Origin of the sequence: Methanosarcina sp., from assembly GCF_035390745.1 — an archaeon.
Taxonomy (GTDB): Archaea; Halobacteriota; Methanosarcinia; order Methanosarcinales; family Methanosarcinaceae; genus Methanosarcina.
The window spans coordinates 1-12,136 of record NZ_DAOOUJ010000027.1; the positions used below are offsets into that span (position 1 = coordinate 1).

Annotated in this window: 11 protein-coding genes; 1 reads left to right on the forward strand and 10 read right to left on the reverse strand. The window is 41.7% G+C overall.

Translation table 11 applies throughout. The features are described from left to right. Positions 1-346: 346 nt before the first annotated feature. Positions 347-829, reverse strand: a complete 483-nt coding sequence (locus PLL47_RS07985; protein ID WP_324445663.1) for a type IV pilin N-terminal domain-containing protein — start codon at positions 827-829, stop codon at positions 347-349. 295 nt (positions 830-1,124) lie between these two features. Between PLL47_RS07985 and PLL47_RS07990 the strand changes: the two genes are divergently transcribed. Next, on the forward strand, positions 1,125-1,598 hold the full coding sequence (locus PLL47_RS07990) for a type IV pilin domain-containing protein (protein ID WP_324445664.1): 474 nt from the start codon (positions 1,125-1,127) through the stop codon (positions 1,596-1,598). Between the two features lie 717 nt (positions 1,599-2,315). Here PLL47_RS07990 and PLL47_RS07995 read toward each other — a convergent pair. The 9 genes from PLL47_RS07995 to PLL47_RS08035 all read right to left on the reverse strand — a co-directional run bounded on the left by PLL47_RS07995 (position 2,316) and on the right by PLL47_RS08035 (position 12,133). Continuing rightward, positions 2,316-3,263 carry a DUF7289 family protein gene (locus tag PLL47_RS07995; RefSeq protein ID WP_324445665.1) on the reverse strand — a complete coding sequence of 316 codons (948 nt, stop codon included), beginning with the start codon at positions 3,261-3,263 and terminating at the stop codon, positions 2,316-2,318. Between the two features lie 5 nt (positions 3,264-3,268). Beyond that, positions 3,269-3,799, reverse strand: coding sequence for a type IV pilin N-terminal domain-containing protein (locus PLL47_RS08000; RefSeq protein ID WP_324445666.1), 531 nt, complete (start codon positions 3,797-3,799; stop codon positions 3,269-3,271). After that, the gene (locus tag PLL47_RS08005) at positions 3,787-4,794 is read right to left on the reverse strand and encodes a type IV pilin N-terminal domain-containing protein (RefSeq protein ID WP_324445667.1); all 1,008 of its coding nucleotides are present in this window, start codon (positions 4,792-4,794) and stop codon (positions 3,787-3,789) included. Before PLL47_RS08005 ends, PLL47_RS08000 begins: the two co-directional genes overlap by 13 nt. 44 nt (positions 4,795-4,838) lie before the next feature. Next, the gene (locus tag PLL47_RS08010; RefSeq protein ID WP_324445668.1) at positions 4,839-6,827 is read right to left on the reverse strand and encodes a type II secretion system F family protein; all 1,989 of its coding nucleotides are present in this window, start codon (positions 6,825-6,827) and stop codon (positions 4,839-4,841) included. A 10-nt stretch (positions 6,828-6,837) separates the two neighbouring features. Then, the gene (locus PLL47_RS08015) at positions 6,838-8,514 is read right to left on the reverse strand and encodes a type II/IV secretion system ATPase subunit (protein ID WP_324445669.1); all 1,677 of its coding nucleotides are present in this window, start codon (positions 8,512-8,514) and stop codon (positions 6,838-6,840) included. Positions 8,515-9,216: 702 nt separating this feature from the next. Continuing rightward, positions 9,217-10,398: a cysteine desulfurase gene (locus tag PLL47_RS08020; protein WP_324445670.1), complete on the reverse strand. Its 1,182-nt coding sequence runs from the start codon at positions 10,396-10,398 to the stop codon at positions 9,217-9,219. 42 nt (positions 10,399-10,440) lie between these two features. Then, positions 10,441-10,602, reverse strand: coding sequence for a hypothetical protein (locus PLL47_RS08025; protein WP_324445671.1), 162 nt, complete (start codon positions 10,600-10,602; stop codon positions 10,441-10,443). Between the two features lie 474 nt (positions 10,603-11,076). Continuing rightward, positions 11,077-11,613, reverse strand: a complete 537-nt coding sequence (locus PLL47_RS08030) for a DUF531 domain-containing protein (RefSeq protein ID WP_324445672.1) — start codon at positions 11,611-11,613, stop codon at positions 11,077-11,079. A 58-nt stretch (positions 11,614-11,671) separates the two neighbouring features. Beyond that, complete coding sequence (locus tag PLL47_RS08035; protein ID WP_324445673.1) at positions 11,672-12,133, reverse strand: GNAT family N-acetyltransferase; 462 nt, start codon at positions 12,131-12,133, stop codon at positions 11,672-11,674. Between the last annotated feature and the right edge of the window lie 3 nt (positions 12,134-12,136).

Here is a 12,136-nt window from a genome sequence, read left to right on the forward strand (position 1 = left end):
AGCACGACAATGGATATCATGAGCACCACACCCATCAGTTCCGAAACTGCCTGACAGTCACGGAAAAATCCCCTGGGCTTTTTGTTTCCCTCCACGATAAAAGCACCCTCTATAAAATTACATCCTGACTTTCTAAATTATTAATTATAGTATATTAACTTGTCGAGCTGATCCCGTTTCTTAAAATTGCGTCTCTATCTCTCGTATTCTAATTAATCATTTGAGTTTTTATTGTGAAATAACTCTGAAGAATTTCTTTATGTGTATAAAGCTGTTTTTGGGGGAGGTGAGCTCGTCTTTCAAATTCTCTTAAAAACAGCAAGAAACTCTTATCAATCCCCTATCTTCAGAGCACTGCTTTCTTAATTACCTGATCTGACTTTGTGTCCACAAAATAGAGATTGATTGTGGCATTTTCATCTGTGATATTAACTTTGCTGCTGGGGTTGATCACAATCGAATCCCCAAGCATAAAAACGTCAGTTGGGGAAAGTTCGGTGCCATTAAGATCATAGGCAGTGACATTGGAATCAGAGACATTGAACTCAGCCTGAGTCTCGTTGACGCTGAGTATTATTTTGATATCTTCTAGATCAATAGCTTCCCCTCCGCTGTGGAATATCTGTACGGTATCGTCTTCTCTGTTGATGCTTTCCTGCAGGTCGGTGCGAGGAACATGCGGGGGGTTCATTGCCCCACCATCCGAAAACACTGTGACAGCGATTAAAGAAAAAGCCAGTACAACTACGGATACCATGAGCACCTGCCCTATCATCTCTGAGACTGCACGGCAGTCCTTACCAAGTGCTCTGTATTTTTTACCCTCCACGATAACAGTCACCTTCTACAAATTTTAACTACATCTTTACAATGTTATTGGTTGAATATTAACCTGACTGTCTAACAAATTCTATTTATCTCCTGGCGACATAGAAAAACTGTTATAAAATATAAGTAACATAATTAATAAATAATTTAAGATAGTTCGGCAAAAATTTATATATAAATGAAGAATATCTTTGAGTGCAGTTCTAAAAATTAGTAATTGTAAATATGTAAATTTATGTGTTAAAATTCAGATCGGGAAACCTGTCTGAAGTCTTTAACCCAGGAGGGAGAAACATATGGATCTCAAAAAAATATTTTTTAATGATAAAGCAGTGTCCCCGGTAATCGGTGTCGTGCTGATGGTTGCAATCACCGTCATCCTCGCTGCCGCAATCGGTTCGTCCGTCTTTGGCCAGGGACCTTCCGAATCCGCACCGCAGGCGAACATTGACATAATTGTTGTTAGTAATGATACTGTAAAGCTTGAACACCTTGGTGGAGACACTATTCTCCTTACCGACGGTACAACAAAGATGAATCTTGCATATGCGAATGGTACCAGTGTCGAGCTTGATATAAAGCAATTTAATTACAACACTACTAGTGACAGTGATACAACCTTTGAAGTCGGGATGACAAAATCTTTACAGCTTAGAGATTTTAATAATGGTAATAGTACTATTAAGATGGGCTCTGGAGACTTCGCTACTATAAAGATCGTCGATGTCAAAACACAGCAGCTTATTGCCGACAAAGAACTGAGGTTCTAATCACAATAAAAAGAGCACCTGAATGGTGCTTTTTTCTTTCTTTTTAAATTTTCTTCTTTATCTTTATTTTTTATTTGTTCCATCCCTCTTTTGAATTATTCTGTTATGCTTTTTTGGGTTCAGGATATATGCTTATAGATGAACAATACTAAGTTGTAAATTTTCTTATTTATGGAATGCCGCTGCAAGATATGGAATTCTTGTATTAGGCTTCATATTCTCTCCACTGTTTGAGTCTCTAATACGACATGCCAATTCAGTCAGTTCCAATGATTTGCTTGTTACCTATATTTGCATAAATCTACGAAACATATCTGTATACTGAAAAAGTTCGTTGAAAACGTGTTGTTATTTGACTGAATCTATATGTGAGCTATATCTACATGAAATTCAGGGTTGTCAAAAATAGTGTCTGAAAACCTTATGGAAATATGAATCGCAATTTATTCAGTCCGTTCAAAATGAATACAAAATACTAAATTTTGAAAAGTTTCCTGCTTTATTGAGGTTTATGAGATCAAAGTTTTCCAATCTCTTACCTTAAAATTATTAAGCTTAATATCTTTATTAAGTAATCTCTTATCTAAAAAATATTTTCAATAAAGTTTGAAATAGATCTTTAAGCTTCTAGTTTAGAAATCGTAATGTTAGAATATTTAATTCCGTTAAAAAATATTAATTCAAAAAAGTTTTTTTTAAAAAAATATATAGGGCCTCTTACTGAAGCCCGGTTTCTATTTCTATTATGCTTTTATAGACTGTAACGTAAAGTTTCTCTCCGGCAGGGTGGAGTAAAAGATTTACGGTGTAGTTATCATTTTCCAGGCTGTAGTCCGTGCCTTCCTGAAGGTTTATTTCGGAGGCTGAGTCTCTGAAGTAATCTTCCCAGGCTTCATTATTCTCTGTGTAGACTGTAACGTTTACTGAGGTGATGTTATAATAACTTTCAAGCCCTGTAAGGTCGAAGAGAGGGAAAAAGGCTTCTGAAGTCAGCCGGATATCTTCGACTGTATTGCTGGACAGGACGCCTCGTTGTCCGTCAAGGGTTACAGCCCGCACTGAGAGGTTAACTGAACCGGTGCCTTTCTCGAGCACGATTCCGGGGTCGAGTTTCATTACTGACCTGTTATTCTGGGAAACGATAAGGGCTCCGTTTTCATAGCAGTACGTCTCGTCCACATAATGGAGATTTGCAGGTCGGTAAGCGACCGTGCCTGTATAGTAAAGGTGTGTGCCGCTGTCAAATTCGGTGGATGCGTTATCAGTATTTATTACCACTGACATACCGGAAATATCATTATTGATTGAAAGGCTCCCTCCGGTTGTTGTACTTCTTATGAACGGGACTTCACTTCCACCAACCTGGATGGGGCTGTTAAGCACGATTCTGGCATTGGGGTTGATTTCGAGCCCTGCTGTCATGATATCAACATTTGACTTGAACCTTGACATATCATGCCAGACATCAGCCATATGAGCATATTCTGCATCTTCTTTCCATACAGGCATATAATTAATCTGAACAGTTGTCATAAATATAACCGCGATGCCGATAAGCAGGGCTGCAGCAACTGCAGTTGACACCCCGGACTCGGACCTGCAAAAAATGTTAATTGCTTTAAAGCCCTTTTTCTCCATGCCTTTTCTCCTCTCTTCACTTTTCATTAAATTTATGGATACACTCCAGTCGGAGTCAAGTCCTGTTTTGAAGAAACCGTCAGGTACTGTATTGTCTGCTTTGAGGGAGTATCTATCAGGAATACCTTGATTTCATCTCCATCTGTAATATTGACTCCCCACTCGCTGCTCGTATTGATTTCAATTCTATCTCCAAGCTGCCAGGTGCTGCTGTTATTGAGGTTTGAATATATGCGGGCTGAGGGGTAACTGTATCTCGTTCCGTTAATGTTTACCGCAATCTCAAAGGATTCGGTTCCAAGAAATTCCCCTCCGCTGTGTTCAAGGTAAATAGTGTCTTTTCCTGCGTTCATCCATTCCCTTACCTGAGTGTGTGGAATATCAGTAGCTCCGTCGTAAGTGGCAATGAATATCCCAATAGAGCTCACAAGAAGGACCGCTATAGTTGTCAGAAGAACTTCTCCAACAACTTCCGAAACAGCCTTCTGGTTTTTCATGAGTTTTTTTTCATCAAACATACCGGTCCATCTCCCCCTCTCTACATCTGCTGTCACTCTATCCATAACCCCAGGTAATCTATGTTAATCTCTTTATTGGCATGTTCGTCTGCATTACCTACAGCCTGAAACTTTATCTTGAAATTCCCCAGATCTTCAGTGGTATTGATGTGATCTGTGAGGTTTATGCATGTAACATTGAACTCATTATTCTCCGGAAGGTCGACATTTACGGAAGTCCACTTTGTGGGGTCGTCTACGTCATAGAATCTCAATTCTATTTTGAAAAGAGAATTGTCGTTTGTTCTGTAAGCTATTTTCAGAGTTACGTTTGAAAAGCTGTCTCCCGGCCGGAACCCGTAATAGCAGGGATTTATCCCGAAATCAAATTCCTGATATACATTCGGGTCTGTTTCATTTCCAACTGCCGTAGGCGGATAATAAACCGTATATGCAGTTTCATTTTTTTCTTTACTTGTCTTGAACCATACCCAGTCCTCAATCTGGACATGGGACAGTTTTGCAGACCCGTTTGATGTATCGGTTACATTTCCTTGTGGTGTAACCCATCCGGTGAAGCGTTTTCTATCTCTAAAATCAGTGGTAAGCCTCACTTTCTGGATCGGCTCTTTTGTTGGGGTATCGATAATATAGAGATCGATCCCGTCGTAGTCCTTAATATTAAGGCCCCACTCACTGCTTGTATTGATCACAAGCACCTCTCCAAGCTCCCAGTAGCCGTTATTCCCCGCCCCGGTATAAGCTTGAGAAGAGTTACATGTGTACCTGTTACCGTTTATATTGGCTGCTATTTCCAGCTCTTCGATTTTTATCGGTTCTCCTGTACAGTGTTTCAGGTAAATCCTGTCTTGCGAAGTATCCATCCATTCCTGAAGGCTTGCATGAGGAAGATCATCTGGCCCGCTTCTGGAAAAAACGAACGCACCCTCGAAACTGAGCATTATAACCACTATTCCGAGAAGAAGTGCCACTCCCACAATCTCAGATACTGCATTTTCTTTTTTAATGAGGTTCTTTTTCGCGGACTTCAAGCCTCTCATGCCTTTTCCCCCTTTTCTCTTATCTTTATTTTCTTAACTCAAGCTCAAACGAACATTGTAAAGACCACGTAAGTGATTATCATCATGCTGACACTGTACTTCAGCCCCATGAAAATCGATCCCTGCCCCATCTTTCCTGCGATAAGCCCGGAAGTAAAAGCCTGGACAAGAGCTGAGTGGTACATTAGCATGGTATACTCCTGTATGTTGAAGTAACCGTTTCCGATTCCTCCGTATCCCATTCCCTGGGAAGAGTTTTTAAACGAGGCGCTTTCAGGGAAGAAGTATACTGCCAGGACGTAGACTATGAACAGGAAGACAAAGAAAGAAACGTAGATCGTGACAACATAGACGACCATTTCCGAAGACCGTTCCTTTTTCAACCGCTCATCACTCTTGACCTGTTCTGCGGTAATGGATAGCACACTTTTAAGGTCGCTCGTAGATTCGTTTGCTTTAATAAGGGTATGGAGAATCCGGCTTGATGAAGCGGTCCTGATATTGTTTTCCAGTTTCATGAGAGCCTTTGAAGTAGAAGTCCCCCATGAGAGGTCTTCTTTTAATTTTTTGAGCTCTTTACTGAGGATCCCCATCTTGGATTCTGCCATTATTTTTAAGGAATTGGACAGCAAGAGCCCTGAATCGTTCATGCTTGACAGGTTTCTCAGAAAGTCAGGCATTCTTTCGTCAATCTTCCGCATTCTCCATGCCCTGATCTCGTAAAATATGATGAAGGGAATGAGTGCGATGGCGATGAAAATTACAATGTAGTCATCAATTGAACTGATAAACTGGACACTGCTATCGCTGATGTGGGCAAAATTCGGATTCCAGTGGAAGTTCAAATTGATACTTCTTTTAAGAGCTTCCGGAAGGTTGGCAAGATAGTAAAGCCCGAGAGGAATCCCGAAAAAGAATGTATATCTTGGTTCATCTCGGATAGTCCTGTACGGGTTAAAAACCAGGTCTCTGATGTTGTAAAGCTGCCTGTACAGCTTCAACTTTTTGTCCCTCTTTTCTTCTTCTTCTGCACTGATTTCTTCTTTGAGTTCAGGAATATCGGAAAGGTTAATGGGATATTCGGGAATTTCTCCCCCCTTCGGGCTCATGGACAGTTCTCCCACTGTATCCAGAAGCACTGTGAAAAGAAGGGTTGCAAGAGGTATTATAATATAAATCAGCATATAAAGAATCTGGGCTGAAGCAGGCCTGAAGAACTGCAGCACTATGAGTGTTGTCATTATGAATAGCGGACCTGCGACAAGCACGGTCACATAAACCTCTGCAAGGACGTCAAGAGTCTTTAACAGGTTCCTGTTTGCCATATCAGCCATATCCTGGTACTGCTCTGACTTGTTTTTTATGTACTCGGTAATGGTCCCGCTGCTTGAAACCAGGATTAACCCGTCAACAAAATCCTTGAAACGTTCCGAAGGAGTACGTTCCTTGGCTGCATTAAGAGCACTTATAAAGTCCTTTCCCAGGTAGTCCATATCCCTCACAATATAGGTAATTTCTTCCGCGCTTGTGCCGAATATATGGGCATACCTGCTCAAAGACCTGAAAACATCATAGATTGACATGCCTCCCTTTGTCAGGGCGTACATGTAAGTTACCGCCGGCAGCATAGACTTGTCAATGCAGGCTTTCCGGATATCTGCCTGAAAATAAGGATAGATATATGCAACGCCAAAAATGGCAAGGAAACCTGTTACAAATGATATAATGGCGACTAAAATAGCAAGCAAATAAAGGTACTCCTCAGCAAATCCTGCTCTTGTGGAATCCACAAAAAGGCTGAGCCTGGAAACCGGATCTCCAAAGGTTTTCAGCCCAAGCCATAAGCCAAAAAGTCCTCCTATTATGCCTGCAATTATCGAATACATTAAAGCTGATGCAAGGTACTGGTCCACTGACATTGGAATATGAGAGTGGCGCATCTTTACTTTGAGCTCCTGGAAGCTCTCCTTATTTTTATAAAAGAAGCCCCCAAAAGTTCTGTATGCCAGTTCGTCCACAGAAGTGTAAGTCATGCTCCCCCTCTTAAGCAACCATATCCTGTATCATGCCCTGTAAGGTATCGTTTTCTATAGCTTCCATGACCATTTTCGGATAACTCTGATACGCCTGCACTACAAGAGATACCTGTATGTAGCTTCTCATATTCTTTTCATACATGTAGGTAAGGATCTTTCTCCGGTTTTCGGTCTCGTTTCTCAACTGTCCTGAATCCCATCCTCTTACGTGCATGATCTCCTGCATGATATGGGAGTCCCCAACTTTCAGGAAACCGTCTTCAGAAGGATCCCAGTTGAAAAGTTCGTTAATCCCCAGGTCTCCAGTCTCAGGGTCAACGTTAAGGACTTCTACCAGGCTCCTTGTTCTCCTGACCCTTTTCTCTTCTATGTACACCTGTTCCTGAATACAGAGCACATCAAGCGATTGCAGCATAATATGAGGCACATTTATGGGTTCGTGTGTAAGCCTGTTTATAACAGTCTGCACATCTCCTGCGTGCATTGTAGAGCTTGTTGCGTGCCCTGTTGACATCGCCTGGAACAGAGTGCGGGCTTCCTCACCTCTCACTTCACCCACGATTATGAAATCAGGACGCTGTCTCAGGGCAGCTCTCAAAAGGTCGTACATAGAAACCTCTCCTGTAGAATCTGCTGAAAAACTCTCTCTTGCAATGCCCGAGACCCAGTTGTTGTGGTAGAGTAAGAGTTCCCTTGTATCTTCTATAGAGACTATCTTGGCTGTTGAAGGCATGAAAAGTGATGTGGCGTTAAGCATTGAGGTCTTTCCTGAAGCAGTCCCTCCTGCAAAAAGCATGTTGTAACCGTTTTCAATAACAAGCCAGAGATACACCAGCATCTCCATGTCGCACGTCTTAAAGCCGAGGAGGTCGATAGGTGTTATCGGGTCTTTTCTGAACTTACGGATAGTAAAAGAACTGCCTCGGGGAGTGACTTCTCTCCCTAACATAGCCTGAAGTCTCGACCCATCCTGAATTGTCGCATCCACGATTGGCTGGCTGACAGAGATGTGCTTGTTATTCAGCTGGCACATCTTGATTACAAGGGAGTCAAGCTCTTCTTCTCCAAAAGAAATATTACTTTCAATATTCAGATATCTGATATGATAAATATAGAGTGGAACTTCCACACCGTCACATGATATGTCTTCAATATAAGGATCATAAAGAAGAGGATTGATTTTTTCATAGCCAAGCATGTTTCTTCTGAGGTAATACATTATTTTATGAATGGATGCCGCCGAAATCTCGGCTTTGTAGCGTTCAAGAAGGAAAAGTGTTTTGTCTACAAGGAGTGCATCTTTTTCTATCTTTGAGGTTGTAGGATTCAAAACCATAATATCCTGAAAATCTTCATAGAGCCTTTCAAGAAGCTCTTTTTCAAACTTTGTCAGAGAAGGTTCGACCAGCCTGTAGTATCTTGTTTTGCGGTCTTCCAGAATTGATGCCAGGGCATAGGGTTCCTGAAGCCAGTATCTCTCTATTTCCTTCAAGCCCTCAGGCACTTGAAACTCTATAAGAGGCCCGTCTTTTTCCTGGTCGTACACTGGCATTCTTCTCAGTGGCTTATCAAAATAAGTTTTAGCCCTTTTCAATATATCCGAGATGGAGTTACTATCGCCTGTTTTCCCGAATAACCCCGAAATAAAACTTTTCTTTTCCGAGATTTCTGTTACTTCATCCATACTCTCGCCTTCAGATTTCTCCTTACGCTATATAGATGGTAACTTCTTATAAAATCTTTCTATTGAAGGCTAAAAATTAATAAATTTTTATCATCTGTTTTTCTAAATAAAAGGCTTATTTTTTCTTTCTTCTTCGATCTATTTAGAAAAAAAGCTATTTCTAAAATAATTTAGTCATAAAGTTCTATCAATAATAATTTATAATGTTCACGTTGAAGTTAAAATAAGGACGAATCAGGAAAAAGTTAAGGTACGTACTCTCAGTTTAAAATTAGCATAAAGTTAGATCGCTGACTGTTACAATACTGGTCTTATTTGCTGCAAGATTGGTATTAATCAGTAACTATTCCATAAGTTTTTATAATGTTTTAATCTTCAGGACAAAATTTCAGGGGGAGGCTCCTCAGGTTTTATTGGAAGAAGCGTAAAACCAATGAAATCTTAATTTCATGGGATATCATCGTCAACTTCTTCACATTCTACGTTGTTGATTCTGGAAACGGGAACTTTAAACCGGAGAAAACCGGAAACTGTAAAGAATCTCAAGTATAATGTCATGCTTATATATTCCATTTCACCTGCGGTACACGTGGTAGAGCCTGTATGACCTGTCCTCAGTGGAGGAAGGATTGCTCAGGAAGCCTGTTTAATCTTTTGATTTAGCGGGTAGTTCACCTTTTACTTAAGTACATGCCCGAGTTTTCAGGATACAAGTGCTTTCAGTGCATTGACAGCATTTACAAGAATATCTACTTCTTCTTCTGTGTTGTAGAGTGCAAAAGAGGCTCTTACCGTACTTTCCACTTCAAGGAAGCGGGTAATCGGGATTGCGCAATGGTGTCCGCTGCGGACGCAAATTTTTTTCGTCTGGTCAAGGATCAGGGCAACATCGTGAGCATGAAGCCCTGTAACATTGAAAGGCACAATTCCTGCCCGGTTTTCAGGCCCGTAGACCTCCACGTGCTCAAGTTCCGCAAGCCTCTTTGCAGCCTGCCCGGAAAGTTTTGCTTCATGCTTTTCAATCTCGGAAACCCCTATTTTCTCCACGTACTCTACTGCTTTACCAAGCCCAATAACCCCGGGAATGTTAGGAGTGCCGGCTTCAAAACAGGCAGGAGAAGGCTCAAGAGTATACTCAAGACCCCTTACGTCAGAAACCGTCCCTCCTCCTACAGATGCGCTGTCCAGAACCTCCGGTTCCTTAATATAGAGCACTCCAGTCCCCTGGGGACCAAGAAGCCCTTTGTGCCCTGCGGTTGCAAAAAAGTCACATCCAGATGCTTTAAGGTCCACTGGCATATGCCCTGCGGACTGGGCGCCGTCAATGAGGATTTTTACTCCGTTTCTGCGGGCAAGTTTTGTGATTCTGCCGACATCCTGAACAGAGCCGAATACATTAGATACCTGCGTTACAGCAATGAGTTTTGTCCTGTCAGTCAGGGCATTTTCTATCATCTGAGGGTCAATTATGCCTTTGCGGTCCGGACTTACCACTGTTACGTTTATTCCTTTTTTTTGCAGGCGCAGCCAGGGAAGGAGGTTTGAATGGTGCTCAAGCATGGTTGTAACGATATGGTCCCCTGCCTCCCACGGATAGCTGTTTGCAACAAGGTTGATCCCTTCTGTTGTATTTTTCGTAAATACGGTCTTTGAAGGATCTGCATTAAGAAAACGGGCGACAGTTTCCCTTGCATCTTCGTACCTGTTTGTAGTCTCTCTGGCAAGGCGGTGAGCTCCTCTCCCGTGGTTTCCGGCATACCTGTAGAAATATTCAACCATGGCTTCAACTGCAGGGACTGGAGTCTGCGTGGTAGCCGTGCTGTCAAGGTAAACAACTTCTTTTAAAACAGGAAAATCTTCACGGACCGCATATACATCGTACATGCTTCTTTTCTAGGAACGAGAAATAAAAAAAGGTTGTGCAGGTTATTTACCCTGCATTCCGCCTATCATATAGCGGTAAAGGTCTAATTCATCTGTGTCAAGGCTGTCTGTGCAGCCTTTTACAACTGTGTGATACCTGTCGTCATGACGGTATCTGTATCCATATTCGTTTCTATTTATTTCTTCGTTATTTAGCTCACTCATAGTATTTCCTCCTGTCTCTTCAACTTTTGCGCTCAGCAGGGGGTTAGATTCTGCTCCTTCCGGATACAAATTCCTGCAGCCAGGGCAGACTCTTGCTCTTTATCGAAAGCGTAGACTGCACTGCAGAGTTCAAGTCCTTCCGTAGAACCGCTCGGGGGTAATTCCCGATCCTTCTGGATGACCTCTTAATGCAGGTCAGAAATTTCCTTCAGGCCGCAAACCCCATAACAGCGCAACAGGCGTTGTTCTTACCCACAACAATTTATTAATTGTCACTCGTGATATATATTTGTTCCGGAAAATTTTTTGAATTACTTAAAAATAAATATAAAAAGGCTGATATATGGCCATACATTCTAATTAGCCGAATATACAATCATTTCCCTGAATGCGCAAAACCGTATAACCACAACTTTCGAATGAGTTCCCCTGGAACAAGATACAGGTTTGATTTAAGGAAACCAGGCTTAAACTTTACTTTTTAGTCTCTAAATTTGCCATGAGCCCTGCAAGGTGGGCAGGAATGGCACCTATTGCAGTGCATGTTTCAAGGGAAAGCCCTTTTGAGGTGATATCAAGGTGGTATTTCCCTCTCTCAAAAAGCTCTTTTGGGAGGCCTTTATGCCCGAGTCCCACAAGAAATAAAAAAGAACGGTTGCGCAACGCTTCTTCAGCGATTTTTACAGGCATTACCTGTCTTTTTGGGTCTGGCTTTGAAGTAGTAATAACTATCTCTCCAAAATGGGATGGAAACCCTTTTTTTGGGAGATCGGATACAGAAAGATGATTTTTTTCGTAAAGGACCTTAAGATAACTTCCTGATTCTCCTATGGTGGTTTTTTCCATGACAAACGCCACCAGCTCTTCTGCGGTCATCTTGAATGGGAAATCATAAAGGGCAAGATGAAATCCAAAAGCATGGCAGATTGGAGCGGCTCTGGCAATTGCCCGGTAGTGAGCATCTAATACTTTGATCTTGTCATAGGTATTGACGATTCCAAGAGTAAGCATAACCTGCTTGATTATGCTTCTCTGTAAAATAATGTTTCGTTAACCTGGGTCCGTTCCTTTATTTCACTCGAGAATATTTCATGGCATGCTGGGTACAATTCTCAAAATGCTCGCAGCTTTTGCAGTCTTCCCAGAGAAGCAGCTTTTCAGCATCCTGTAATCCTGTAAAACCAAGTTTTTCAAAAAAAACAGGAGCAGTTGTCCTTACATATATTTCACAAACAGGGCTGTCAGGCTTATCCTGGTCCTCAAGAGTATTCATAAGGTAATCCATAAGCCTGGTTCCGATACCTTTTCCCCGAAAGTTTGGGTGTACTGCAATCGAATGAAGCTCGAGAAAATTCTTCTCTCCGGAGGTGCTCCTTACAAGAGCAGCACAACCGATAACCTTTCCCTCCTGTTCAGCCAGCACAAAGTCCTCAGGCTCAAGATCTTCCATATCCAGAAAGTATGTGGACAGAAGTCTCTGGATTGATAGGAGATCTTTTTTTTCGGCTTTTCTGATTGAAATTTCTGTCATATC